Annotated in this window: 26 protein-coding genes and 2 pseudogenes; 20 read left to right on the top strand and 8 right to left on the bottom strand. The window is 50.8% G+C overall.

Translation table 11 applies throughout. The features are described from left to right. Positions 1–8 precede the first annotated feature (8 nt). The 4 genes from E4Z61_RS05560 (at position 9) to aldA (ending at position 6134) form a co-directional block, all read left to right on the top strand. Positions 9–2435, top strand: coding sequence for a fimbria/pilus outer membrane usher protein (locus E4Z61_RS05560; protein WP_135321912.1), 2427 nt, complete (start codon positions 9–11; stop codon positions 2433–2435). Next, positions 2432–3412: a fimbrial protein gene (locus E4Z61_RS05555; RefSeq protein ID WP_167817525.1), complete on the top strand. Its 981-nt coding sequence runs from the start codon at positions 2432–2434 to the stop codon at positions 3410–3412. The genes E4Z61_RS05560 and E4Z61_RS05555 overlap by 4 nt, the downstream gene beginning before the upstream one ends. Before the next feature lie 285 nt (positions 3413–3697). Further along, positions 3698–4495 carry a YdcF family protein gene (locus tag E4Z61_RS05550; protein ID WP_135321910.1) on the top strand — a complete coding sequence of 266 codons (798 nt, stop codon included), beginning with the start codon at positions 3698–3700 and terminating at the stop codon, positions 4493–4495. Positions 4496–4694: 199 nt separating this feature from the next. Next, positions 4695–6134, top strand: a complete 1440-nt coding sequence (aldA, locus tag E4Z61_RS05545; RefSeq protein ID WP_135321909.1) for an aldehyde dehydrogenase — start codon at positions 4695–4697, stop codon at positions 6132–6134. Positions 6135–6180: 46 nt separating this feature from the next. Here aldA and gap read toward each other — a convergent pair whose 3' ends face one another. Next, on the bottom strand, positions 6181–7182 hold the full coding sequence (gap, locus tag E4Z61_RS05540) for a type I glyceraldehyde-3-phosphate dehydrogenase (RefSeq protein WP_135321908.1): 1002 nt from the start codon (positions 7180–7182) through the stop codon (positions 6181–6183). Positions 7183–7371: 189 nt separating this feature from the next. On the opposite strand from gap, the gene cybB reads away from it, so the two are divergent. The 5 genes and pseudogenes from cybB to E4Z61_RS05520 all read left to right on the top strand — a co-directional run bounded on the left by cybB (position 7372) and on the right by E4Z61_RS05520 (position 10205). Beyond that, positions 7372–7902, top strand: a complete 531-nt coding sequence (cybB, locus tag E4Z61_RS05535) for a cytochrome b561 (protein WP_135321907.1) — start codon at positions 7372–7374, stop codon at positions 7900–7902. A gap of 65 nt (positions 7903–7967) precedes the next feature. Beyond that, a pseudogene (locus E4Z61_RS05530) lies at positions 7968–8147 on the top strand (mechanosensitive ion channel protein MscS); the annotation flags it as partial. After that, positions 8138–8371, top strand: a complete 234-nt coding sequence (locus tag E4Z61_RS24335) for a hypothetical protein (protein WP_420808697.1) — start codon at positions 8138–8140, stop codon at positions 8369–8371. The pseudogene E4Z61_RS05530 and the gene E4Z61_RS24335, both read left to right, overlap by 10 nt. 128 nt (positions 8372–8499) lie before the next feature. Continuing rightward, positions 8500–8919 carry a translesion error-prone DNA polymerase V autoproteolytic subunit gene (locus E4Z61_RS05525; RefSeq protein ID WP_135321906.1) on the top strand — a complete coding sequence of 140 codons (420 nt, stop codon included), beginning with the start codon at positions 8500–8502 and terminating at the stop codon, positions 8917–8919. 2 nt (positions 8920–8921) lie between these two features. Then, complete coding sequence (locus E4Z61_RS05520) at positions 8922–10205, top strand: Y-family DNA polymerase (RefSeq protein WP_135321905.1); 1284 nt, start codon at positions 8922–8924, stop codon at positions 10203–10205. Positions 10206–10320: 115 nt separating this feature from the next. Here E4Z61_RS05520 and E4Z61_RS05515 read toward each other — a convergent pair whose 3' ends face one another. From E4Z61_RS05515 to E4Z61_RS05505, 3 genes are read right to left on the bottom strand one after another with little or no spacing between them, the layout of a single operon-like run. Further along, positions 10321–10656 (bottom strand): DUF1493 family protein, encoded by a 336-nt coding sequence (locus E4Z61_RS05515; RefSeq protein WP_135321904.1) that lies wholly within the window; start codon positions 10654–10656, stop codon positions 10321–10323. Next, positions 10657–11106 (bottom strand): STM2901 family protein, encoded by a 450-nt coding sequence (locus E4Z61_RS05510; RefSeq protein ID WP_135321903.1) that lies wholly within the window; start codon positions 11104–11106, stop codon positions 10657–10659. A gap of 13 nt (positions 11107–11119) precedes the next feature. Beyond that, a complete protein-coding gene (locus E4Z61_RS05505; RefSeq protein WP_135321902.1) occupies positions 11120–11602 on the bottom strand; it encodes an Hcp family type VI secretion system effector in 483 nt (160 codons plus the stop codon). A gap of 426 nt (positions 11603–12028) precedes the next feature. Between E4Z61_RS05505 and E4Z61_RS05500 the strand changes: the two genes are divergently transcribed. The 3 genes from E4Z61_RS05500 (at position 12029) to E4Z61_RS05485 (ending at position 15313) form a co-directional block, all read left to right on the top strand. Continuing rightward, on the top strand, positions 12029–12304 hold the full coding sequence (locus E4Z61_RS05500) for a metal/formaldehyde-sensitive transcriptional repressor (protein WP_003833178.1): 276 nt from the start codon (positions 12029–12031) through the stop codon (positions 12302–12304). Between the two features lie 32 nt (positions 12305–12336). Next, positions 12337–13455: an S-(hydroxymethyl)glutathione dehydrogenase/class III alcohol dehydrogenase gene (locus tag E4Z61_RS05495; protein ID WP_135321901.1), complete on the top strand. Its 1119-nt coding sequence runs from the start codon at positions 12337–12339 to the stop codon at positions 13453–13455. 169 nt (positions 13456–13624) lie between these two features. Next, positions 13625–15313, top strand: a complete 1689-nt coding sequence (locus tag E4Z61_RS05485; RefSeq protein WP_135321900.1) for a methyl-accepting chemotaxis protein — start codon at positions 13625–13627, stop codon at positions 15311–15313. Between the two features lie 46 nt (positions 15314–15359). On the opposite strand, the gene E4Z61_RS05480 is transcribed toward E4Z61_RS05485, so the two are convergent. After that, a complete protein-coding gene (locus E4Z61_RS05480) occupies positions 15360–16283 on the bottom strand; it encodes a LysR substrate-binding domain-containing protein (RefSeq protein WP_135321899.1) in 924 nt (307 codons plus the stop codon). 221 nt (positions 16284–16504) lie between these two features. On the opposite strand from E4Z61_RS05480, the gene E4Z61_RS05475 reads away from it, so the two are divergent. The 4 genes from E4Z61_RS05475 (at position 16505) to E4Z61_RS05460 (ending at position 21112) form a co-directional block, all read left to right on the top strand. Next, complete coding sequence (locus E4Z61_RS05475) at positions 16505–17407, top strand: manganese-dependent inorganic pyrophosphatase (RefSeq protein ID WP_135321898.1); 903 nt, start codon at positions 16505–16507, stop codon at positions 17405–17407. A gap of 121 nt (positions 17408–17528) precedes the next feature. Then, positions 17529–18872 (top strand): 2-oxoadipate dioxygenase/decarboxylase HglS, encoded by a 1344-nt coding sequence (hglS, locus tag E4Z61_RS05470; RefSeq protein WP_135321897.1) that lies wholly within the window; start codon positions 17529–17531, stop codon positions 18870–18872. Positions 18873–19065: 193 nt separating this feature from the next. Next, on the top strand, positions 19066–20721 hold the full coding sequence (locus tag E4Z61_RS05465; RefSeq protein WP_135321896.1) for a glucan biosynthesis protein D: 1656 nt from the start codon (positions 19066–19068) through the stop codon (positions 20719–20721). 166 nt (positions 20722–20887) lie between these two features. Next, entirely contained in the window at positions 20888–21112 is a 225-nt protein-coding gene (locus E4Z61_RS05460; protein WP_003833168.1) for an HP1242/YdcH family protein, read from the top strand. A 12-nt stretch (positions 21113–21124) separates the two neighbouring features. On the opposite strand, the pseudogene E4Z61_RS24045 reads toward E4Z61_RS05460, so the two are convergent. Continuing rightward, positions 21125–21354, bottom strand: a pseudogene (locus E4Z61_RS24045) (hypothetical protein); the annotation flags it as partial. Positions 21355–21461: 107 nt separating this feature from the next. Between E4Z61_RS24045 and rimL the strand changes: the two are divergent. Further along, complete coding sequence (gene rimL, locus E4Z61_RS05450) at positions 21462–22007, top strand: 50S ribosomal protein L7/L12-serine acetyltransferase (RefSeq protein WP_135321895.1); 546 nt, start codon at positions 21462–21464, stop codon at positions 22005–22007. Here rimL and ydcK read toward each other — a convergent pair. Further along, a complete protein-coding gene (gene ydcK, locus E4Z61_RS05445; protein WP_135321894.1) occupies positions 21999–22979 on the bottom strand; it encodes a YdcK family protein in 981 nt (326 codons plus the stop codon). The two genes, rimL and ydcK, sit on opposite strands and share 9 nt — an antisense overlap. A 113-nt stretch (positions 22980–23092) precedes the next feature. Between ydcK and tehA the strand changes: the two genes are divergently transcribed. From tehA to E4Z61_RS05430, 3 genes are all read left to right on the top strand, one after another. Then, a complete protein-coding gene (gene tehA / locus E4Z61_RS05440; protein ID WP_135321893.1) occupies positions 23093–24094 on the top strand; it encodes a dicarboxylate transporter/tellurite-resistance protein TehA in 1002 nt (333 codons plus the stop codon). Continuing rightward, positions 24094–24690, top strand: coding sequence for a tellurite resistance methyltransferase TehB (tehB, locus tag E4Z61_RS05435; protein WP_135321892.1), 597 nt, complete (start codon positions 24094–24096; stop codon positions 24688–24690). Before tehA ends, tehB begins: the two co-directional genes overlap by 1 nt. 168 nt (positions 24691–24858) lie before the next feature. Then, positions 24859–25530 carry a DUF3313 domain-containing protein gene (locus tag E4Z61_RS05430; protein WP_135321891.1) on the top strand — a complete coding sequence of 224 codons (672 nt, stop codon included), beginning with the start codon at positions 24859–24861 and terminating at the stop codon, positions 25528–25530. 41 nt (positions 25531–25571) lie between these two features. On the opposite strand, the gene E4Z61_RS05425 is transcribed toward E4Z61_RS05430, so the two are convergent. After that, positions 25572–26480 (bottom strand): DMT family transporter, encoded by a 909-nt coding sequence (locus E4Z61_RS05425; RefSeq protein ID WP_135321890.1) that lies wholly within the window; start codon positions 26478–26480, stop codon positions 25572–25574. Between the last annotated feature and the right edge of the window lie 166 nt (positions 26481–26646).

Genomic DNA, 26646 nt, shown 5'->3' with positions numbered 1-26646 from the left:
AAAGTAGAATGACCAGAATGCCATATCGTCTGGCTATGACGCTAATCTTGCTGAGTCATTTTCCGCTGTATGCACGAGAAACCTTTAATATACATGCCCTGGAAATGAGCGATCCAGGGCAGGGCACCGCGGATCTTTCAGTGTTTTCAACGTCTGATGGACAACCGCCCGGACTTTATTTGGTTACAGTGTATATCAACGGTGAGTTGCAAGCGGGGGAACAGAACATCCGTTTTATCACTGATACGCAAGGTCGATTACAGCCACAACTTACGCCAGCACTTTTGAAACAGTGGGGCGTCAACCTGGATACCGTTCCGTTGCTTCGCTCGCAGGGTGACAACACATGCATTGACTCACTTGAACATTTTATTCCAATGGCGTCATCTGAATTCGTTTTTAATCAATTGAGGTTGAATATTAGCCTGCCTCAGGCAGTGATGGGACCTATTACCAAAGATGCCATAAAAACGTCGGACTGGGATGAAGGAACCAGTGCAGCCTTGCTAAATTATAGTTTGAGTACTGGACACGGTTGGAATAGTACTGACAATAATCGCTATTATGCCAACATGCAAAGTGGCATAAATGTTGGTGCATTCCGTTTTCGCAATTATTCAACGTGGAATTATGATGATAAATCTGGAGGGAACTGGCAGACAATCAGTAGCTATTTACAGCGGGATATCGTGTTTTTAAAAAGCCAGCTTATTTTGGGCGACCGTTACTCTTCAGCTGATATATTTGAGAGTATCCCCTTTCGTGGCGTGCAATTAGCGTCAGACGATAACATGTTACCGGATAGCCTGAGAGGTTTTTCTCCGATTATTCGTGGTGTGGCTCGTTCTAGTGCTGAAGTTACAGTAAAGCAGAATGGCTATATTATCCTGCGAACTTATGTCGCCCCTGGGGCATTTACTCTTAACGACCTTTATCCTACATCTTCCGGAGGCGATCTTACTGTGCTTGTTCGGGAAGCAGATGGCAGCGAGCATACGTTTATCCAACCCTTCTCTGCACTGCCAATCATGCAGCGCGAGGGGCGACTGAAATATGCGTTGACGGCAGGAAAGTACCGTAATCAGGGTGACTCTCCTGTTTTTGCTCAATTGACATCAATGTATGGCTTGCCGCATGGCACAACGCTTTACGGCGGTGTCCAGTATGCGGATGCGTACCAGGCTCAGGTTTTAGGCGTGGGGACTGGGCTGGGGCAGTTGGGGGCATTATCTGCCGATATTACGCTGGCACAGGCACCCAAAAGCGCTGGCTCATCGTATCGGTTACTATATTCGAAAAAGTTTCCGATGACGGATACGAGTATTACGCTTGCGGGCTACCGTTATTCCACCAGCGGATTTTATACGTTTGGTGATGTGGTCGATAACTTGGAGAATGGTCAGAGTGTTAATCGTCGTCAGCGCTTGCAACTCGATATCAGTCAGCCTCTGGGAGATGTGGGCTCGCTTTTCTTTTCGGCGTATCAGCAAAACTATTGGGATAAAAAAGGTTGTGAACGGACATTGAGCGGCGGCTGGAGTAGCCGTTTTTCTGGCATTACTTACAATATACTTTATAGCCAGAATCAAACTCGAGATGGAATGTCTGCGCAGGAACAACGGCTGGCTGTGAACTTTCAGATTCCGTTGTCGCGTTTTTTTCCGGACAGCTGGACAAATTTCAGCATGAGTAGCACCAAAAATGGAGACTCTCGATGGCAAGCGGGGGTGAGTGGCACTGCACTGTCCGATCACAGCCTCCGCTACAATGTGCAGCAGAGTTATTTGCGCGGCGGGAGTACGGAAAGTAATCTCAGTGCTGGCTACTTAGGGCGTTATGCGGAAATCAGCGCTGGCTACAATAATAGCGGGAATAAGCAACTGTTTAACGTTGACCTTAAAGGGGGCGTTGTACTTCATCCTTACGGATTGACATTATCGCAACCACTTGCTGAACAAATCGCTATTGTCAGAACACCCGGTGTGAGGGGGCTCAAAATACAAAATTATCCAGGCGTTATGACCGATGTATGGGGCAATGCCATTATTCCTTACGTGAGTCCTTACCGTAAAAACAGCATTGCGCTGAATGTTGAAGAACTGGATGAAGATGTTGATATTGATGCGCCGGTCAAGACGGTTATTCCTACACAGGGCGCGGTGGTGGTTGCCAGCTATAACATGAATATCGGTTTTCGCGTGCTGATGACGCTGAGTTATCAAGGCAAACCGGTACCCTTCGGCGCAATGGCGGTATCGTCATCGGCAAAGTCCGGTATTGTTGGCGGTGAAGGCGTGCTTTATCTCTCAGGTGTTCAACCTAAAGAATCTCTGACGGTTTCCTGGAGCAAAACGCAAAAATGTACCGTTTCGTTCAATATACCTCAACGTCATTATGGACAGTCACTTATTCATCTCAAGGGGACGTGTCAGTGATAAAAAAATATTATTATTTACTCCGGATTTTTATATTTAGCGTTTTGATGGTGTTGACGGTAAAAAAAATAGATGCAAAATGTTTACCGGTTAATGGATGGCAAAATAGATATCTGTCTTTTGCTTTCCCCCATCGACTTGCTGTACCGTCGGATCTTCCCGTTGGTCGTGTTTTTTATGAAACCGAAATCAGTGAAAACCACCATGATGAGAAATATGCAAGCTGTATTGGGGTAAATCCTCGAGGGGTAAGGTATATTAATGGCTGGGTGACGAATAGTGATGGCGTTGCGGCTACAAATATACCTGGGGTTGGGATCAGAATCCATTGGCTATATCCAGCGGGGAGAAGAATACGGGTGCCAACCGATCCATATGAAATGCTTAACCATCCAGCTGGATTATATTGGGTAGATGGTCCAAGGTGGAGGGTGGAATTAATCAAGATAGGTGATATTTCGGGCGGTTCGTTAGCGACGGGTAACTATGCGGGTTATAATATAAATAACATTTTTTACAATATATTAAATGTTACGGATGGCGGAAATATTGTTTCAACAGGATGCTCTCTGTTGTCTCCGGATGTGATGGTACCGTTAGGGAGGCATTTAAAATCTGAATTTGCCCACCGAGGGGCCGTAACCCAATGGCAAAATTTTGATATTAATCTTAACTGCAATCGGGGTACAAAAATCCACATACAAATCGACGCGATTGCCGATGGGTCTGGTGTGCCAGGCGTCATGACACTGGATCACCAACAGGGAGACATGGTAGCCAGAGGCGTGGGTATCCAGATTGGGTATAGAACGGATACGGGGGGAGCTGTTGTTTTTGGACAGGAAAAGGAGTATTGGACCTCGCTATATGGTAAAAATGAGCTTGTTAAGCTCCAGGCGCGTTATTATCAGACGGATCAACAAGTTACTGCCGGAACTGCCAATGGTACAGCAACGTTCACACTCACCTATCATTGAGGGGCGCTATTTCGTACTGGGGACCGGCTATTTTTACGGGCTTACCGGTTCCCACATGATGCAAACGTACTCGATTATTACCGACAGATTGATTCTCCGTCCCTAGGCCATCACCGATTATCAGGTTTGGTATCCCATGTACTCCGACCCGTAAATTTTTCACTTGGTTAATTCAATGGTGTGATCAAACAAAGGATGTGCAGGCGATTGCTTTCAGAGTGATCTGCTGTCTCAGTGCCTCTGGCGTGTTACCCTGTGCTATTAACATGTAGAGAGGGAGGGGGTATGCCGACGACAATGCCACAATTAACGGATAGCACGCTGTCTGCTGCAAATATTCTTGGCGGCTGGTTAGCTCAAAACGATTTATCTTCACACTCCAGACTGGATGATGCCGAACTGGTGATTCTGGCGGGTAACGCAGTAATCCCCACTATCGATGCAGCCTGCCGAATAGCGAAAGAACAGCAGATCCCCTTGCTTATCAGTGGCGGTATCGGTCACTCCACAACCTTTCTGTATGCCGCTATCGCCCGGCATCCTCGCTACAACATTCTCCGTACTACCGGACGTACAGAAGCGGCAATCCTTGCCGATATCGCCCACCAGTTCTGGCATATTCCCGGTGAGAAGATTTGGGTGGAGGATCAATCCACCAACTGTGGGGAGAACGCTCGGTTCAGTTGTGCGTTGCTGCGTCAGGCGACGAAAACTATAGAGACCGTCATTGTAGTGCAGGACCCCACCATGCAGCGTCGCACCATGGCGACATTTGAACGCGTAACGCGTGACGACCCGCAGGCCCCGCGCTGGCTCAGCTTCCCCGGTTTTGTCCCTGAGTTGACTGAGCAGGGCGACGGCGTGGATTTTGCGCCGACCGCTGAAGGTCTGTGGTCGGTGGATCGTTACCTGTCTCTCATTACCGGTGAGCTTCCGCGTCTGCGTGATGATGAAACCGGTTATGGGCCCCGTGGTCGTGATTTTATTGCGCATGTGGATATTCCACAGGCCGTTGAGGATGCGTGGTTACATCTGCAACACGACGCCGCGCTGATTGACTTATTGAACAGACGTTCTTTGTAATCTCCGCTGCCCGTTTGTCGTTTTTTTTGTGCAAACGGGCATTCATCCCGCCGGTTTTTTCTCTTCACGACGACGTTGTCTGACGCTTTTATGAAGCTGCTCACAGAACCACCATCGCAGTGGCAATGTGTTATGCATGATTGATATTAATTAACAATAGTTTTACTTGTTAAAAACAAATCAATCACAGGAGAAGCGCATGTCAGTACCCGTACAACATCCTATGTATATCGATGGGCAGTTTGTGACCTGGCACGATGACGCCTGGATTGATGTCGTCAATCCGGCGACGGAAGAGGTAATTTCCCGTATCCCTGATGGTCGTGCTGAAGATGCGCGCAAAGCGATTGACGCCGCACATCGCGCCCAGCCTGAATGGGAGACGCTGCCCGCCATTGAACGCGCTGCCTGGCTACGCAAGATTTCCGCCGGGATCCGTGAACGCGCCAGTGAAATCAGCGCGCTGATCGTGGCGGAAGGCGGAAAAATTCAGCAACTGGCGGATGTCGAAGTTTCGTTTACCGCCGACTATATCGATTACATGGCGGAGTGGGCGCGTCGCTATGAAGGTGAAATCCTGCAAAGCGATCGTCCGGGCGAAAATATCCTGCTGTTTAAACGCGCCCTTGGCGTGACCACGGGTATTCTGCCGTGGAATTTCCCGTTTTTCCTGATCGCCCGTAAGCTGGCTCCTGCCTTGCTGACGGGGAATACCATCGTCATTAAGCCGAGCGAGTTTACGCCAAACAATGCCATCGCCTTCGCCAAAATTGTCGATGACATCGGTCTGCCGCGCGGGGTGTTTAACCTGGTGCTCGGACGTGGCGAAACGGTGGGGCAGGAACTGGCCGGGAACCCGAAAGTGGCGATGGTCAGCATGACCGGCAGCGTGGTGGCCGGTGAGAAAATCATGGCGGCAGCGGCGAAAAACATCACCAAAGTGTGTCTGGAACTTGGCGGCAAAGCCCCGGCTATCGTGATGGATGATGCGGATCTCGAGCTGGCCGTGAAGGCGATTGTTGACTCCCGCGTGATTAATACCGGGCAGGTGTGTAACTGCGCCGAACGTGTGTACGTCCAGAAAGGTATTTACGACCAGTTCGTTAATCGTCTGGGCGAGGCGATGAAAGCCGTGCAGTTTGGCAATCCGACGGAACGTAACGATATCTCGATGGGGCCGCTGATTAACGCCGCAGCGCGGGAACGTGTTGAGCAGAAAGTTGCGCGCGCGGTGCAGGAAGGAGCCCGTGTGGTGTTGGGGGGCAAAGCGGTTGCGGGTAAGGGGTATTACTATCCTCCAACATTGCTGCTGGATGTGCGCCAGGAGATGGCGATTATGCACGAGGAGACGTTTGGCCCGGTGCTGCCGGTGGTGGCGTTTGACACACTGGAAGAGGCAATTGCGATGGCCAATGACAGCGACTACGGCCTGACCTCATCGATTTACACGCAGAACCTGAACACGGCGATGAAGGCGATTAAGGGGCTGAAATTTGGCGAAACCTATATCAACCGCGAAAACTTCGAGGCAATGCAAGGCTTCCACGCAGGATGGCGCAAGTCCGGCATCGGTGGAGCTGACGGTAAGCACGGTCTGAACGAGTATCTGCAAACGCAGGTGGTTTATCTGCAGTCGTAAGTGTTATGCCGGGTAGCACTGTTGTTACCCGGCATCCTCCAACGCATTAAAGCTTGATAAATTTATCCAGTGTGCGAATCAGTTGGGTGACAAAACCGTATTCGTTATCGTACCAGGCGACGGTTTTTACCAGTTGTAGATCGCCCACTTCGGTAATCTCAGTTTGGGTAGCATCAAATACCGAACCAAAATGAGACCCAATGACATCGGACGAGACAATCTCCTCATCGGTATAGCCGAATGATTCGTTATTCAGCGTCGCCTTTTTCAACGCGTTGTTGATCTCCTCGGCGGTGACTTTTTTGCCCAAAACAGAAACCAGCTCGGTGACGGACCCGGTCTTAACCGGCACGCGCTGGGCATGGCCTTTCAATTTACCGCTCAGCGCCGGAATAACCAGACCGATGGCCTTCGCTGCCCCGGTGGTATGCGGAATGATATTCTCCGCCGCCGCGCGTGAGGCGCGTAGATCTTTACCCCGTGGACCATCGACCAGCGATTGAGTGCCTGTATAGGCGTGAATGGTGGTCATGGTGCCAAGCTGAATACCGAAGTTATCGTGCAGCGCTTTCGCCATCGGTGCCAGGCAGTTAGTGGTGCACGACGCGACAGAGATAATCTGGTCGTTCGTATCCATCGTGTCGTCGTTGACGTTAAAGACAATGGTCTTCATATCACCGGCAGGCGCGGAGATTAGGACTTTTTTGGCTCCGGCATCCAGGTGGGCTTGCGCTTTTTCTGTCGAGGTATAAAAACCAGTGCACTCGATGATAATTTCCGCACCTGTGGTTTTCCACGGAATATGTTGAGCCTCTTTTTCTGCGTAAACGGCAATTTTTTTACCATCGACAACCAGTGCGTCTTCGGTAAAGTCAACGCTCCAGGGGAACGGCCCGTAGTTTGAATCATGTTTTAACAGATAGGCGAGAATTTTCGGTGAGGTAAGGTCATTAATAGCGACAACCTCCACGCTGCTTTTGACTTCCAGTAGTCGACGCAATACCAGACGACCGATACGACCAAAACCGTTAATGCCAATTTTACTCATGGTTTTCTCCTGTCAGGATGAGGCTGTACGACATATTTTCCCTACCAGGCATAGTCCAGTCAGGCAGCAGGGGCAATAGCTGTTTTTGCGCTTAAACGTAACTGACTGAAAAGGGGTGAACAAAAGTTAATGAATTTTTAACAAAAGCTGGTTATGTTGACGCATTATTGTTTTTACTCAGGAAGTGTTATGGGGAATAAGTATTCAGGCCTGCAAATTGGTATCCACTGGCTGGTCTTTTTATTGGTGATTGTGGCCTACAGTGCCATGGAGTTTCGCGGATTTTTCCCGCGTAGCTACCGTCCTGGATTCAACATGGTGCATGTGTCCTGCGGCATCACGATTTTAGCGTTGATGGTGACGCGTCTGCTGGTCAGGCTTAAGTATCCCACTCCTCCGATTGTGCCAAAACCGAAACCAATGATGACGGGTATGGCGCATCTTGGGCATCTGGTTATCTATCTGCTGTTTATTGTGCTGCCGATGATTGGCCTGGTGATGATGTACAACCGGGGAAATCCGTGGATTGCATTTGGCATTGTTATGCCACATGCGGCAGAAGCCAACTTTGACTTAGTGGATACGCTGAAGTCCTGGCACGTGACGCTGGCAAACCTGGGCTATTTTGTTATTGGCCTGCATGCCGTTGCGGCCTTGATGCATCACTATTTCTGGAAGGACAATACGCTGCTGCGTATGATGCCGCGCAAACGTTCGTAACGTCGGTTGTCACCGCCCCGTATTATGCGGGGCGTTTGTTTGAATTTACCGCACTATGCCAATTTGTATCGGCATTACCGGGACTGATAATCGCCCTGATTATTGTGCTGATCACTGTATTCATTCTTAAGTTACTTAAAGCCGTGTTCAATCAGGTAGAAGCGGGGCGCTTACAGCGTCCCTGTATCCACCCTGAAACCGTGGGCGCGACGCCTAAGTTGATCTCGGTGGTGGTGTGGCTGTTCACGAAGGGCTGGTGAGTGAGATAGGCATGCTCGCCACCAAAATCATCACCCGGGAGAATATCTCTTATCAACTAGATGACGATTCTGGTCGAAAAAGTCCCGGCGATATTATGCGTGTATTCCCGAATGCCAGTGGTTTTTATACGCAAAAAATCAATGATGAGATTTTTGTCGGGATCGGTCCGTACAGCAATTGTAGAATTTGCCGATATTTACAAAACTGATATTTTTAACCACAACCCATACTTACACGTGAGGTGGTTAAGCAATAATCAGCCGCCGTCTTCTCGTCACTTGATCGCACGCCTCACTACATCTACTGTATATAAAAACAGTATTAGAGGGATGTGTCATGATGTTGTACAGACCTTCAGAGCAGCGCGAGGCGATTGCGGTGCCCCTTTTCAGTGATGTCGTACCGTGTGGGTTTCCCAGCCCGGCACAGGATTACGTGGAGCAACGTATTGACCTGAATGCCTTGTTGATCAAACACCCCAGCGCCACTTACTTTGTGAAAGCGGCGGGCGATTCGATGGTTGACGCCGGGATTGCTGATGGCGATCTGTTGATTGTGGACAGCGCCAGAACCGCCCAGCACGGGGATATTGTTATCGCTGCGGTGGAAGGTGAGTTTACGGTAAAACGTCTCCAGCTCAGACCCACCGTACAGCTTAATCCGATGAACAGTGCCTGGTCCCCGATTCGGATAAGCAGTGAAGACACGCTAGATATCTTTGGCGTCGTCACTTTTATCGTCAAATCAACGGGATGAGTATGTTTGCGCTCTGCGATGTGAACGCATTCTATGCCAGTTGTGAGACAGTGTTCCGCCCGGATCTGAAAGGTCGCCCGGTGGTGGTACTATCGAATAACGACGGTTGCGTTATTGCCCGCAGCGCTGAAGCCAAAGGGCTGGTGACGATGGGCGCGCCTTATTTCAAACAGAAAGAAATTTTCCGCCGTCACGGGATTGTGACCTTCAGCAGCAACTATGAACTGTACGCCGATATGAGTCAGAGGGTGATGACCACCCTGGAAGAGATTACACCACGGGTGGAGATCTATTCGATTGATGAGGCATTTTGCGATCTCTCTGGGGTCATCAATTGCTGCGATCTTGAGACGTTCGGGCAGGAAATTCGGCAAACGTTGCTGAAACGCACACATCTAACCGTCGGCGTGGGCATTGCTCCCACCAAAACTCTCGCTAAGCTGGCGAACTATGCGGCGAAACGATGGCAGCACCAGACAGGCGGCGTACTCGATTTATCCCGCGTCGAGCGTCAGCGAAAACTGATGGCAGCACTGCCTGTGGACGAGGTGTGGGGCGTTGGACGGCGAATCGGTAAGAAACTGAATGCGATGGGCATAAAGAGTGTGTTGGATCTCGCGGATACCCACACTGACGTTATCCGCAAACATTTCAGCGTCGTGCTGGAACGTACGGTACGCGAACTACGCGGCGAACCCTGTCTGGGGTTTGAGGAATTTGCGCCGCATAAGCAGGAAATTATCTGCTCAAGATCGTTTGGCGATCGGATAACCGATTATGAATCGATGCGACAGGCGATCTGTAGCTATGCCGCCCGTGCTGCAGAAAAGTTGAGGGCCGAGCATCAATTCTGCCGATTTATCTCGGCGTTTGTAAAAACGTCGCCGTTCGTGCTGAATGAACCCTATTACGGCAACAGCGCCTCGATCAAATTACTGACTCCCACCCAGGATAGCCGGGATATTATCAATGCGGCAACGCGCTGCCTGGACGCCATCTGGCGAGAAGGGCTGCGTTATCAAAAAGCGGGCGTGATGCTGGGGGATTTTTTCAGTTCTGGCGTGGCGCAGTTGAATCTTTTTGATGACAACGCTCCCCGGCACAACAGTGCGGAGCTGATGACGGTGGTGGATCGGCTAAATAAAAAAGGACGCGGAACGCTCTGGTTTGCCGGGCAGGGTATACAGCAACCGTGGGCGATGAAGCGAGATATGCTTTCCCCGCGATATACCACGCGTTTTAGTGATTTGCTGCGGGTGAGTGAGTCGCCAAATCGAACACAGTGATTTTAAATCGGGTAGACCCGTTAAACCCCCAATGGCCGGATAGACCGTAAAGATTCAGGGATAAGAAAGGCCCGAACTCCGGGCCATTTTAACTTATGTCTGAGAACGTGTTTACTCAGTCGTATAACCAACGACCTGCCGCTGCTGATTCAGCAAACATTCTGACTGTAAGCGGGAGGCGGGTTGACTCCACGTCTTCCCGCTTAAGCTTAAACCAACGTTGAAACAGTGGTGTATTTTCCCACGGAAAATACAACGCCCAATTCAGATTATCGAGGCTGATGCTGTATCGTTGCTGATACTTTTGCAGTGCATCCTCTAGATCATCACGTGGGTGATCGAATAAGTCTGAGTCCAGTTCAAGGGGAACCTCTTTCCAGTTGCCGTCTAAGTAACCGGGGATTTCTTCGCGAAATAGAGCTAAAACTTCATCACTGGTGATTTCGTCCATTCAGAAGGATGTCCACTTTATACGATCTTTAGGTTTGGCAATCAGATTGTACTTCTCTTGGGTACGAGTCGAAACACGATAGAGACTCATCGACAAGGAAGCCCAGCCCAGCCACGGAACCCAACGAGCGATGATCGCCGCCAGCTTATTAGATTTCTGCATCCTGACACCAACAGGTGTTGGTATGGAGACCCCAAAGGGCATACGTGCATCTCTCATCAGTATACGGGCATACTTTGAGACAACGCTTGTTCCTAATGTTGCGCCTTTAGGTTTACCACGTGTACCTAGCCACGGTTGACCGGAAAGGATAGCAGCACCTGAGACAGTATCGATTCCCAATTCTTTACAGAACTCTTCGAGGAATATCACGTTCAAGAGTTCTATTTTCGACAGGTTCGGGTGTCCTCTGTAGAAATACGTTCCGTTTAGTTCTTCGGTAGTATCCATCTGAGAGACTCCGTTACGCTGTAGGGCGCTCGTTCCACGAGTCAGAGAAGATTATATTCCCGTCGTTATGCTTCCATGTGATTTTCTCATAGCGCAGTTCGACGTGCTCAAGGTGGTTATTGTTGGAATCTTCCGGTGATGCCATTGAGGGAGAGACAGACACGATCCGCACACCTTCAAGCAGGATATTGAAGTATTCAGCTTCCTGACCAGCATCATTGATTTTGTAGAATTTGAGTTCTGCTTTTTCAAGTGTCTGACCCGTTGCAACTGCTTTGTACAGATACGGGCTGGAATAATCGAACTCTTTCACGATCATAAGTGGTGAGTGTATGCGTTTTCCTGTTGGTTTACCCGTCAGATTATCTGTAGGCATGGACAGGTTATGATGCAAACCTTTGAACTCGATGCTGCCTTCTCGACATAAAACGTCGCAACCACCTTTGATAGGAGCGCCGCCATCGTCATACAACCACATGTTACCGGGTATAGCCATTTCGTTTGATCCTTCAAGTCAATGATGTGAATGAAAAAAGCACAGGTACTATAAAATCGTTAGAAATGACGATCCAGAAAAATTCATATATATCAATGTGATATAAGAGTATTTTGCATTCGCAGGATAAATGATTCACAACAACACTGTATTTATAACCAGCACTTAGGCGATCAATTGCCAATTTAGCTTTTTGCCATATCTAACCATGAGCATCTCGTTGATGATCTTTTTTTGTAACATTGGGGGCAGAATTGGGGACAAATCGCCCAATGGGGGGCAAAAAAGAGGCAATAAAAAATCTGTTTGTTTCCAGTAGTGCCTCTTACTTCAATTCATTAACTGGCTGATAACCCTATAAAACTTAATGTATACAGGAAGATATTAAAAAAGTTACCATACCCCCCTATAGTATTAGGAGGGCATGTGCCGCATTCACCTGAAGATAAAAAACGCATTCTCACGCGTGTCCGTCGTATTCGCGGGCAGGTTGATGCGCTTGAACGCGCGCTGGAGTCCGGCGAACCCTGTCTGGCGATCCTGCAACAAATCGCTGCCGTGCGCGGCGCATCCAACGGCCTGATGGGCGAAATGGTTGAGATCCACCTGAAAGATGAACTGGTCAGCGGGGAGACTACCCCAGACCAGCGTGCCGTGCGCATGGCTGAAATCGGCCATCTTCTGCGCGCTTATCTAAAATAACACCATCACCTCGCAATAATGGGAATAGACAAATGAAATCACGCGCAGCAGTCGCATTTGGCCCCGGCCAACCGTTAAAAATTGTCGAAATCGACGTCGCACCGCCGAAGAAAGGAGAAGTGCTGGTTAAAATTACCCACACTGGTGTGTGCCATACTGACGCATTTACGCTCTCAGGTGACGATCCGGAAGGCGTGTTCCCGGCGGTGCTCGGCCATGAAGGCGGCGGCATTGTGGTTGAAGTGGGTGAAGGCGTCACCAGCCTGCAACCTGGCGATCATGTGATCCCGCTGTACACCGCTGAATGTGGCGAGTGTAAGTTCTGTAAGTCTGGCAAAACCAACCTGTGTCAGGCTGTGCGCGCGACCCAGGGTAAAGGTCTGATGCCAGACGGCACGACGCGTTTTTCTTACAACGGTGAGCCGATTTATCACTACATGGGCACCAGCACCTTTAGTGAATATACCGTTTGTGCAGAGATCTCGCTGGCGAAGGTCAACCCACAGGCACCGCTGGACAAAGTCTGTCTGCTGGGCTGTGGCGTAACCACCGGGATAGGCGCTGTCCATAACACGGCGAAAGTTAAAGAGGGCGACACCGTGGCGGTGTTTGGCCTGGGCGGTATTGGCCTGGCAGTGATTCAGGGAGCGGTACAGGCGAAAGCCGGGCGTATTCTGGCCGTTGATACAAATCCGGAGAAATTCAAACTGGCTGGCGAAATGGGCGCGACCGATTTCATCAACCCGAACGATTACGATAAGCCTGTGCAGGACGTGATTGTTGAGCTCACCGACGGTGGCGTGGACTTTAGCTTTGAGTGCATCGGTAATGTTAACGTGATGCGCGCCGCGCTGGAATGCTGCCATAAAGGGTGGGGCGAGAGCATCATCATTGGTGTGGCGGGTGCCGGTCAGGAGATCAAAACGCGTCCGTTCCAGTTGGTGACCGGGCGTGTCTGGCGCGGCTCGGCGTTTGGCGGCGTAAAAGGACGCACCCAGTTGCCAGGTATGGTCGAAGAAGCAATGAGCGGAAAAATTCAGTTAGATCCGTTTATTACGCATCGCCTGCCGCTGGAGCAGATCAACGACGCGTTCGATTTAATGCATCAGGGCAAGTCTATTCGTACCGTTATCCACTTTGGCGATAACTGATTCATCCGCCAGCGGAATTCTCCGTTGGCACTTTCCTGAATTTTTTAGAATTATGTTGTGAAAGTGTGACGAATCCGGCGCTTTTCGCGGTAAGCAATCCTCGTGGATTGCCGATGACTATCTAACGGGCGTGTTTTCACGCATAAACCCTACAAGAGAGTCGACGGTCATGGACAACACAACATCGATGCAGGCCCAGCATAAACTGGGCTTTCTGCATCAAATCCGACTGGTTCCGCTGTTTTCCTCCATTCTCGGTGGCATCCTTCTGCTGTTCGCCTTAAGTTCGGGGCTGGCGGGTTATTTTCTTATGCAGGCCGATCGCGATCAGCGCGATGTGACCGATGAAATTCAGGTCAGGATGGGGTTATCTAACAGCTCTAACCACTTGCGCACCGCACGTATCAATATGATCCATGCCGGCGCGGCGAGCCGTATTGCCGAAATGGACGATATGAAGGCCAATATCGCGGAGGCGGAAAAGCGGATTAAGCAATCACAGGACGGTTTTAATACTTATCTGTCACGGGCGGTGAAAACAACCGCCGGAGAAGCGTTAGACGCTGAATTGAGCGCAAGCTTTAAGGCATATGTCGACGGTTTACAACCGATGCTCAAGTATGCCAAAAACGGCATGTTTGAAGCGATCATCAACCATGAAAATGAACAGGCCAGGCCGCTGGATTCCGCCTACAACAAGGTGCTACTGAAAGCCATTGAAATTCGTACTGCAAGGGCGAATCATCTCAGTGAACAGGCTCACCAGCGCACGCAACTCGGCATGGCCTTTATGCTGGGCGCATTTATTCTGGCGCTGGCCTTGACGCTGATGACGTTTATGGTGCTGCGCCGTACCGTTATCCATCCGCTGCTGCGAGCAGCCCAGCGCATTGAGCAAATTTCCGCGGGCGATCTGACTATGCAGGATGAACCGACCGGGCGCAGCGAAATTGGTCGCCTGAGCCGCCATCTGCAGACAATGCAGCATTCGCTGGTGAAAACCGTGGGAACGGTGCGCCAGGGAGCAGAGGAAATCTATCGCGGCACCAGTGAAATCTCCATGGGGAACACCGATCTGTCCTCACGAACCGAAGAACAGGCGGCGGCGATTGAACAAACGGCGGCCAGTATGGAAGAACTAACGGCCACGGTGAAACAGAATGCCGATAACGCACATCATGCCAGCAAACTGGCGGAAGATGCTTCCGGTAAAGCCAGCCGGGGTGGTCAGATGGTCTCTGGCGTGGTGCAAACCATGGGCAATATCTCGACCAGTTCGAAGAAAATCTCCGAAATTACTGCCGTCATCAACAGCATTGCTTTCCAGACCAATATCCTGGCGCTAAACGCGGCGGTCGAAGCGGCGCGGGCAGGTGAACAGGGACGCGGCTTTGCGGTGGTGGCCAGCGAAGTGCGCACGCTGGCAAGCCGTAGTGCCCAGGCGGCAAAAGAGATTGAAGGGTTGATCAGCGAATCCGTGCGGCTGATTGATCAAGGCTCCGGTGAAGTGGTAGCTGCAGGCAATACCATGACGGATATTGTCGATGCGGTAAAACGCGTGACCGATATTATGCTGGAAATTGCTGCAGCCTCCGATGAACAAAGCCGGGGTATCGTGCAGGTGAGCCAGGCGATTTCAGAGATGGATAAGGTGACGCAGCAAAACGCCTCGCTGGTTGAGGAAGCGTCTGCCGCAGCGGCTTCGCTGGAAGAGCAGGCGGCGCGTTTAACCCAGGCGGTCGGCACGTTTCGTCTGCAGGGTGGCAGCGTGAAAAAACGCGTTCCCCTTGCCGCCACGCCAGTTTATTCACCGCCGCCATCGGCAACATCCCAAACAGAAAACTGGGAAACGTTTTAACTACAAAGGGACCATAAGGTCCCTTTATTTTTGGCCGCGAGAAACATCAAAAAGGAACAGTTTTACGGATTGCAGCGATGAGGATCTGCGCGGCAGAGGGAAGCTGCACGTCTACGCGGGTCAGAATGCCGATTGGCTCGCCAGACCCTTGAGTGGGTACCGGCAATGACACCAACGTGGCCTGGCGCAAATCTTCCCGCACCGCGCCTGAAGGCACAAACCACACGTAGTCGTAATCCACCGTCAGCTGGCGCGACAGTGATGCCGATAGCGTTTCAATACAACCACGCGGCAGTTCACATCCCTGGCTTTGCAGCAGAGCTTCCGCATGCTGCCTTGGCGCGGTTCCTTTTGGTGAAACCACGACAGGCCACTCCATCACTCGGCTTAGCGTGATGGTTTCCTGCAGCAGCGGATGGTTAGGACGTACTACCAGCTTGAGCGACTCAAGAAATAATAATTCGTAGTTCAGGCCAACCATTAATTCCGGATCGGCCATCCGGCCAATGCCGAGGTCGATTTCCCCGGATTTTAACCCGGCCAGGATCATCGGGTTACTCATGGTAGCGACTTGCAGCGTGGTCTCCATTTGCTGCTTGTGAAACGGACCAATGACGGCGGGAAGAATGCCCAACGCCGCCGTCGGCAGTGCCCCGATACGCACGACATCATTATGCGCTTCCTCCCGACGATTTAATGCCTGCCCGGCGGTATTGAGCGCGTCCAGAACTCTTACCGCATGGGTAAGAAACTGTTCGCCGGGCAGCGTTAACTGCGCACCAAGGCGACCACGTTCAAAGAGTCGTGTCCCGGTCAGTTGCTCCAGTTCGTTGAGTGTTTTGGAGAGGGCGGGTTGACTCAGGTTTAGGGTTTCAGCCGCGCGCCCCAGCGTCCCCTGTTGGGCAACGGCGACAAAAGTATGAAGGTGGCGCAAGCGAATACGCTGATTGAACAGAACATTTTTTTCCATAAGCGATGTTAAAAACAGAGCCGTATTGGTAGCAAGTAGAGTTGTTGGTTTTTGATAACCTGATAGCAAAATATTATTAACATTTATCATGTTTTACTTACAACTGATTTATTTTGCTTATGTTTTGTACTGCCATGACTGCGCGGTGGGATCATGGAAGGGAATGTACCCGGTCGTTATACTTTGGCTATTGTTCTCTTCTCATCACAAGGCACTGATTAATGATACATGTAATAGGGCACCTTAATCCTGATAGCGATGCCATCTGCACCGCCGCGATGACCGCTCGCTGGTTGACCTTACGCGGTCAACAGGCAACGGCGTGGCGCGCGGGGGAACCTAACCGCGAAACGCAATTTATCTTTGAACACGCGGGTCTCATGATGCCCGAACTGCTGACGTTTCCGTTGACCGATAGCGATGTCTGGCTGGTTGATTTTACCGAACCCGCTCAGGGACCGGATTCCCTGACTGAAAGTAACGTCGTCGGTATTATCGACCATCACCGACTCGGTGGTTTAGTCACTCGTCTGCCGCCGGAAGTGTGGGTCAAACCAGTCGGCAGTAGCGCGACGTTGCTATGGCAACTGATGTCGGAAGACGAGCGTAGCCAGATCTCTTCCGCCGAGGCCGTTTTGTTGTTGGGTGCCATTTTAAGTGACACTGTCACTCTACGTTCGCCCACCACCACGCCTGACGATCGCCTGGCGGTGGATGCACTAGTTAAAAAAACCGGGGTGAGTCTGGACACGTTTAGCCGCGATCTGCTGTCGGCCAAAACCAGCGTGGAAGGCATGAGCGCCCGACAGCTTCTGAATAAAGATTGTAAAACGTTCACTATTCACGGGCATCAAGTCTGCGTGGCGCAACTCGAACTGTACGCGCTGGATCAGGTTGCGCCGGTGCTGGACGATTTGCGTCAGGAAATGGTGCGCTATGCTGAAGAACGTCACGCCGCGCTGGTGGTTCTGATGCTGACGGATATCAACAAAGGTGACACCAGTTTGTGGTTTGCCGGAACGGAGCTGGCTGACATCGCGCAACCCTGCAAGGTCGAAGGGATGTTAAGCCGCAAAAAACAGATGCTACCGTGGCTGGAAAATCATTTAAAACCGCGCCAGTAAGCTCTGTTCATCGTCTGCGTGGGTGGGGGAATTTATGCGGGATCACAGTTTGTAAATTCTTCCCACCGGACTCGGTGGCGTTCTCTACACTCCAGGTAATATTCACTGGAGGCATGACATTATGGCGAACACCATCACGGCAGATGAGATTCGGGAACAATTTTCGCAGGCAATGTCAGCAATGTACCAGCAGGAAGTCCCGCAGTACGGCACTCTGCTGGAACTTGTCGCTGATGTGAATCTGGCGGTACTGGAAAATAATCCGACGCTGCATGAAAAACTGGCCAATGCGGATGAGTTAGCGCGGCTGAACGTTGAGCGCCACGGTGCGATCCGGGTGGGTACCGCACAGGAACTGTCCACACTGCGGCGGATGTTTGCCATTATGGGCATGTATCCGGTTAGCTATTACGATCTCTCTCAGGCGGGCGTACCCGTCCATTCCACCGCGTTTCGTCCCATCGACGATGCCTCACTTTCGCGTAATCCGTTTCGGGTGTTTACCTCGTTATTACGCCTTGAATTAATCGATAACGTGGCGTTACGCCAGCGGGCCGCAGAGATCCTCGCCAGGCGCGATATCTTTACGCGTCGTTGCCACGAACTGCTGGACGAGTTTGATGCGCAGGGCGGTTTTACGTCCGTGCAGGCCCAGGAGTTTGTGCACCAAGCGCTGGAAACCTTCCGCTGGCATCAGCACGCTACGGTAGACGAAGAGACCTATCATGCGTTGCACAACGAACACCGACTGATTGCCGATGTGGTGTGTTTCCCCGGTTGTCATATCAACCACCTGACGCCGCGCACACTGGATATCGACCGCGTGCAGTCGATGATGCCAGAGTGCGGTATTGAACCGAAAATCGTCATTGAAGGACCGCCGCGCCGCGAGGTTCCCATTCTGCTGCGTCAGACCAGCTTTAAAGCGCTGGAGGAAGCTGTTCTGTTTGCCGGTGAAATGCGTGGCACCCATACCGCACGTTTTGGTGAGATCGAACAGCGTGGTGTGGCGCTGACGCCAAAAGGCCGGGCGCTGTATGACGAACTCCTGAGTAAAGCTGGAACGGGCAAAGACAATCTGACGCACCAGTTGCATCTGCAGGAGGTGTTTAAAGCCTTCCCGGACAGTGAATTTTTGCTACGCCAGCAGGGACTGGCCTGGTTCCGCTATCGATTAACGCCGTCGGGCGAGGCGCACCGCCAGGCGATTCGCCCGGATGACGACCCGCAGCCGCTGATTGAGCGAGGCTGGCTGGTGGCTCAACCGATCACCTACGAAGATTTCTTGCCGGTGAGCGCCGCAGGCATTTTCCAGTCCAATCTGGGCAATGAAACGCAGGCGCGTAGCCACGGCAATGCCAGTCAAGATGCGTTTGAACAGGCGCTGGGCTGTGCGGTGTATGATGAGTTTACGCTGTATCAGGAGGCGCAAGAGCGCAGTAAACGGCGCTGCGGTTTACTTTAATGGAATTTACACGGGATTCGGTCTGTTCCCATCGACATAAAATATTTTCGATTTTGTACAGATAATCGGCGACCAACAATTGGATTATTAATGAATTTTGTCTAGAGTGAGCGGTCAGAAATGTGCACTCTCTTGCCGCAGATAAAGACCGGCGCGGGACCATTCACACGACCAGAAGGACTTACTTTCAGGCATGAATCGCAGACGATTTATTAAAGGTTCAATGGCAATGGCCGCCGTGTGCGGAACCAGTGGTATTGCATCACTCTTTTCCCGTGCTGCCTATGCGGCAGAGTCTGACATTGCAGACGGAAAAACCGTACGTTTTGATTTTTCCGTACTGCAATCAATGGCCCATGATTTGGCGCAAAAACCGTGGGGCGGTGCGCCGCGCGCGTTACCAGATACGTTGGCTAAACTGACGCCGCAGGCTTACAACAGCATTCAGTACGACGCAGAGCAGTCTCTGTGGAACAATGTTGAAAATCGTCAGTTGGACGCGCAGTTCTTCCATGTAGGCATGGGTTTTCGTCGCCGCGTGCGCATGTTCTCGGTTGATGACAGTACGCATATGGCGCGTGAGATCCACTTCCGTCCTGAGCTGTTCAAATACAACGATGCGGGCGTGGATACCAAACAGTTGGAAGGGCAAACCGATCTCGGCTTCGCCGGTTTCCGCGTGTTTAAAGCCCCGGAACTGGCTCGTCGCGATGTCGTTTCCTTCCTCGGTGCCAGCTATTTCCGCGCCGTAGATGACACCTATCAGTATGGTTTATCAGCGCGCGGCCTGGCGGTAGATACCTACACCGACAGCAAAGAAGAATTTCCCGACTTTACCGCATTCTGGTTCGAAACGGTCAAACCGGGCGCGACCAGCTTTACGGTGTATGCGCTGCTCGATAGCCCAAGCGTAACCGGCGCGTTTAAATTTGTGATCCACTGTGAGAAAACGCAGGTGATCATGGATGTGCAGAACCATGTCTACGCCCGCAAAGACATCAAGCAGCTCGGTATTGCGCCGATGACCAGCATGTTCAGCTGTGGCAATAATGAACGCCGGATGTGCGACACCATTCATCCGCAAATTCACGACTCCGATCGCCTGGCAATGTGGCGTGGCAACGGCGAGTGGATCTGTCGTCCGCTGAACAACCCGCAAAAACTGCAGTTTAATGCCTATACCGATAACAACCCGCGCGGGTTTGGCCTGCTGCAGTTGGATCGTGACTTCTCCCACTATCAGGACATCATGGGTTGGTACAACAAGCGCCCAAGCCTGTGGGTCGAGCCACGTAACCAGTGGGGCAAGGGAACGATTGGCTTAATGGAGATCCCAACCACCGGTGAAACGCTGGATAACGTCGTCTGCTTCTGGCAGCCGGAGAAGGCGATCAAAGCCGGTGACGATCTGGAGTTCAAATATCGCCTGTACTGGAGCGCACAGCCGCCGGTACGTTCGCCACTGGCACGCGTCATGGCAACCCGTACCGGCATGGGCGGATTCCCGGAAGGATGGGCACCAGGCGAGCATTACCCGGAAAAATGGGCGCGTCGTTTTGCCGTTGACTTCGTTGGTGGTGACCTGAAAGCCGCAGCGCCGAAGGGTATTGAGCCGGTGATTACGCTCTCCAGCGGAGAAGCAAAGCAGATTGAGATCCTCTACGTTGAGCCGATCGATGGTTATCGTATTCAGTTTGATTGGTATCCGACTTCGGACTCAACCGACCCGGTAGACATGCGTATGTTCCTGCGTTGTCAGGGCGATGCTATCAGCGAGACCTGGCTGTATCAGTATTTCCCACCAGCGCCGGATAAACGTCAGTACGTCGACGATCGCGAAATGCGTTAATCGCTATTTCTGTGGCTCTCCTGAAGGGGAGTCACAGACCGCATTCCTCTTGAAAGATTCTGTACGCTATTTACTCGATCCTGTTCGCATTTTTCCCTATATCAAATGGGTATGCTGAAGGTGTGTATTTTTTCTACACATTTTTGTCCACTAACAGGGAGAAAGTATGTTTCCAGAATACAGAGACCTCATTTCCCGACTGAAATCCGAGAACCCTCGCTTTCTGTCTTTATTCGAAAAACACAACAGCCTTGATCATGAGATTTCCAGACTGGAAGGTTCGGATGGTCGGGGATACAGTTTGGATATTGTTCGCCTGAAGAAACAGAAACTTCACCTGAAGGAAGACCTGCTCAAAATTTTGCAAAAAGAGAGTGTCAGTGAGAGCTAAATAGCACGACTCTCACTGTGTAAAAGGGCTTTCCGCAAGAATGGGAAGCCCTTCCTGTCTAAGACTTAATCGACCATTATCCATTTCACCCCACAGAATCGGCATTTCGGTGAACAGCGCGCCGTTGATTTCTTCGCCTTCCTCTGCACTAATCTGTGCCTTTCCCTGTTACCGAACAGCACCACTTCATCACCTGGCACTATCCGTGGCAGATCGGTCACATCAACAATCAGCGTATTTAAGTGATTGCTGTTACAACATAAAAACATGATGTTCAGGGTGAACAATAGATTAATATCAGCGGATACCAGTCAGAGATGCCCCGCTAACGCAATCGAAGGAGAGAAGCATGCCTGAAATCATTACCGTCAGTGAAACGCTGGAACTGCGTGCGGTTGAAGAACAACACGTCACACCATTGCATCAATTAGTGCTCAAAAATAAGTCCTGGTTGCAGCTGTCGCTGAGCTGGCCGCAGTTTGTGGGATCTGAGGATGACACCCGCAAGAACGTGCAGGGGAATATGATGTTGCACCAGCGCGGTTACGCTAAAATGTTCCTTATTTTTGAGCAACAGAACGTGGTGGGCGTGATTTCGTTTAATCAGATTGAACCGTTGAACAAAGCGGCCTACATCGGCTATTGGCTGGATGAGGCGCATCAGGGGCAAGGCATAATGTCTCGTGCGCTACAGGCGTTTATTCAGCATTATGCGCAGCGCGGCGAGATCCGTCGTTTTATCATTAAATGTCGGGTGGATAACCGTGAAAGCAATCGGGTGGCGCAGCGTAATGGCTTCCTGCTGGAAGGTTGTATGACACAGGCGGAGTACCTCAATGGTGAGTACCATGATGTGAATCTCTATGCCCGCATCATTGATACCGCCTCAGAATAAGCCAGCCAGAGGCGTGCGCGTAATACGCTGTTCACCGTTAATCACTTTCGGTCCGCGCAGATGAATTGCGTCGTCCTCAAACGCCTCGATGCGGGCATGATCGGTAATCTCAATATGATGCTCGATCAACACTTCACCCTGGATACAGGCGTGGCCTTCAATAAGGATGTAATCATCAAGCAGGATTGGACCGCCGCAGAGGTATGCGTGACCGCCAATCAGTACGTGATGCTTCAGGACGCAGTTACCCTCGACCACCGCGTGTTCCGCCACCTGTGAGCTATAGCGCAAGGTAGGTATGGCATCTTCATGGGTTCCGGCGAGAAGCCTGGCATGCCCGTACACTTTCGCGCAATCGCAGATCCAGACGTTATTTTCTTCATTGCCTTTTATCTGCGCAAAATCAAAAACCTCAGCGCGATGTTCAATAAAGGCGTAACTGACGACGGCGTCGCCATAGATTTGCACCTGATGCGCCACGCGTGAATGACTGACAATAGCGCGATCGTAAATATGCAAAATCTGGTCACTTTCGCGGGTTAATCCTTTGGCTGCGATAATCTCTGACTGACACAGGATCCGGGCCTCACCGGATAGCAGGCATTCCCCACGGACAGTAGAGTCTCTTATAGTGACGTTGTCACGTATTTGTGCGCCATGGCTGATTTCTGACCGATCAATCCACGCTTCATCGCCAACCTGCACACCGTCTCTGACCACGCTTGCCTGGGTAATTCGGGCGTTACCAGAAATAACCGCCCCGGCAAATGCCAGCGCATTCTCATCGTAAATCCAGCAGCCGCCGTTTTGCGCCAGCACGCGCTCATCGTCAATCCAGCCACCACGCGTCCCGGCTTGCACATCATTAAAGTCGGTGAGGGCGATTATCTGACGTAGCAATACGTTTTTTTTATTGCCATTATCCTGATAACTGAAGGAACGTGGCTCATCGCTCAGACGGTATTTGGTCATAGAGAATTTCCCAGTTGCGCACCTTAGTTAAACGTAGCAAAGTTTTCCGCACTGGCTATACAGTGGGAAATTCCATAAAATGTATTTCAAATATACTTTAAAAAATAAACAGAATGAGTAATAGCAAGCAGAGTGAGCGAGTCCTTAATCTTCCAGCCGGTTATTTTGGCATGGTACTGGGAACCATCGGTATGGGCTTTGCCTGGCGATATGCCAGTCAGATATGGTCGGTGAGCCACTGGATCGGTGATGGCTTAGTGATCCTCGCGATGGTCATTTGGGGGTTGCTGACGCTGGCATTTCTTACCCGCCTGGTGCGTTTTCCCCACAGCGTGCTGGCGGAAATACGCCACCCGGTGATGAGTAGTTTTGTTAGTCTTTTCCCCGCCACAACCATGCTGGTGGCGATTGGTTTTGTTCCCTGGTGTCGACCATTAGCCGTGGCCCTGTTCAGTATTGGCGTGGTGATACAGCTGTCGTACGCGGCCTGGCAAACGGCAGGGTTGTGGCGAGGAGAGCATCCAGAGGAAGCCACCACGCCGGGTCTGTATCTACCGACCGTTGCCAATAATTTTATCAGCGCGATGGCCTGTGGTGCATTGGGTTACAATGATGCCGGGCTGGTTTTTTTGGGCGCAGGGGTCTTTTCCTGGCTGAGCCTTGAACCGGTTATCCTGCAACGTTTACGTAGCTGTGGAGAGCTTCCCGCGGTATTACGTACTTCACTTGGTATTCAGTTGGCTCCGGCACTGGTCGCTTGTAGTGCCTGGCTCAGCGTCAATGGCGGCGAGGGCGATACGTTAGCCAAAATGTTGTTCGGCTATGGCCTGCTGCAACTGCTGTTCATGCTACGACTGATGCCGTGGTATCTGTCTCAACCGTTTAATGCTTCGTTCTGGAGCTTCTCATTCGGTGTGTCAGCGCTGGCAACCACGGGGCTGCATTTAGGGCACGGCAGCGATTCAGGTTTTTTCCATACGTTGGCGATCCCGCTGTTTATTTTTACCAATTTTATCATTGCGCTATTACTGATACGTACGTTTGCATTGCTGATGCAGGGAAAACTGCTTATCCGCACGGAGCGTGCTGCATTACTGAAATCTGAGGATAAATAATGACCCGTTGTGACGAAAACTACTTTACTGATAAATATGATTTAACCCGCACACATTCCGATGTTGTCGACGCGGCAAAAATTGTTGCCCCAGGCAAAACGTTAGATCTGGGCTGCGGGAATGGTCGTAACAGCCTGTATCTGGCGGCTAATGGTTATGACGTTACCGCATGGGATAAAAACCCGATGAGCATTGCCAACCTGGAGCGCATTAAAGACGCGGAAGGGCTAAACAATCTTCACGCCGGGGTGGTAGACCTTAATGCGTTAAGCTTTGACGGCGAATACGATTTTATTCTTTCTACTGTAGTGATGATGTTCCTGGAAGCGAAAACCATCCCGGGCCTGATTGATAATATGCAGCGCTGTACTAAACCGGGCGGATATAACCTGATCGTCGCAGCAATGGATACCGATGATTTTCCGTGCACCGTTGGGTTTCCGTTTGCGTTTAAAGCAGGAGAGTTACGCCGCTATTACAGTGGATGGGATCTGCTGAAATATAACGAAGATGTGGGTGAACTTCATCGTACGGATGAGAACGGCAATCGAATAAAACTACGTTTTGCGACAATGCTGGCGCGTAAAACTGTTTGACCTACCCATTTGTAATAACTCTTTCTACGTTCAGCATGTTTTTTGTGCTGAACATTAAGAAAACGTTAAGATAAAATTGTGCGGTCCTTACCATTTTTAGTTCATCCAAAATGATTTCCTTTTGCTATTATTTCAGATGCATATCTGCAAATACTAAGGGATCTTTCCATGCGTGCTCAAACTTTATTTAAAGTTGCAGTGCTTACGGGTTTACTGGCGTTATCAGGCTGTGCCTCAAAAATAACGCAGCCTGATAAATATTCAGGTTTTTTAAAAAATTACTCTGGCCTGAAGGAAACAAAATCTGCAACCGGACAACCGGTGCTGCGTTGGGTTGATCCCAACTTTAATGAGTCTAAATACGATAGCATCGTTTATAACCCGATCACGTATTATCCGGTTCCTAAACCAACCACTCAGGTCGGTCAGCAGGTTCTTGATAAGTTGCTGAACTACACCAACACTCAGATGAAAACCTCCATTGCGAAGCGTAAGCCTTTGGTTACGACCCCAGGTCCGCGTAGCCTGATTTTCCGTGGGGCAATTACCGGTGTGGCAACCAGCAAAGAAGGTCTACAGTTCTATGAAGTGGTCCCGGTTGCGCTGCTCGTTGCTGGTACACAGATGGCGACGGGACACCGCACCATGGATACCCACCTCTATTTTGAAGGTGAGTTGATCGATGCGGCAACCAATAAACCGGTGATTAAAGTTGTTCGTCAGGGTGAAGGTAAAGACCTGAATAACGAAAGTACGCCGATGGCGTTCGAAACGTTGAAGAAAGTGGTTGATGACATGGCGACTGATGCCACCATGTTTGACGTAAACCAAAAACAATAATGACTAACGCACCATCAGCTCTCTGCGGATGGTGCGTTTTTTTAGGCAACCCGGCGACGGTACAGCAGTTTTCCCATCAGCACTTCTGGGCGGGTAAACATCACCATGTTCCCCAGTAAAATCAGCACTAACCCGGCAATTGCATTAAGCTGCCAGACATATCCTTCATACAACGTAGACAGCGTTAGCGCCACCAACGGGAAAAGCAGCGTGCTGTATGCCGCTTTACTGGGACCGATACGCCCGACCAGCGTGAAATAGGCGCCAAAGGCGATCACTGAACCAAAAATCGCCAGATATAACAGCGCGCTGAGATAACTGAAGGTCCACTGTGGCGTGAAGTCGTCTCCACGCACCATCGCAATGGCGGCAATCAACATGGTGCCGTATAACATTGCCCAGCTATTGGTGGTCATCACCTCAAGGCCTTTTTTCTGGTGACGCAGACTTATCATATTGCCCAGGGAGAAACCAAAGGTGCCGAGGGCACTTAAACCAATGCCCAACAGCAGCGAGTGATTCAACCCACTGTTGACCAAATCCTGCCAGAACAAGGTCACGATACCTGTCAGCCCCAGCCCGGCGGCAACATAAAAGCGTCGCGGTGGTTTTTGACCAAAAAACAGATAGCTATTGACTGCGTTAAACAGAACCGCCATCGAGAAAATGACGGATTCGAGGCCAGTATTGATCCACGCAGCGGCGGTGTAAAAACACCAGAAGTTAAAGCAAAAAACGCATCCGCCTTGTAACAAACAAAACAGATGATCGCGCCCGGAAAGCTTACGCAATTTTCCGCTTATCAGCAGGATTGCTATCATCACCATGCTGGCGACGGCAAAGCGCCAGAAGATGGAAACCGGCGCAGCAACCGGACCCTGTTGCAGGTAAATCGCGATCCATGTCGTTCCCCATATCACCACCACCAGACAGTACAACAGTGCGTTCATACATCACTCTCATTTTGGCTATTCAGAGGCAGAATGTGCCACGTCATCTCTGCGAGCGCTTTCATCAGATTGCGGGTGACTTGCAAAATCTTGCGCTTTTTTTCGTGCAAAGTTGAAAAGAGGGCTGTTAACACCCTGTTGCTGAGATAGACTAAAAATCTGCTAA

It is taken from the genome of Citrobacter tructae (assembly GCF_004684345.1).
GTDB lineage: Bacteria > Pseudomonadota > Gammaproteobacteria > Enterobacterales > Enterobacteriaceae > Citrobacter > Citrobacter tructae.
The sequence above is the reverse complement of the archived record's forward strand: the minus strand, read 5'-3'. Positions and strand labels throughout refer to the sequence as shown.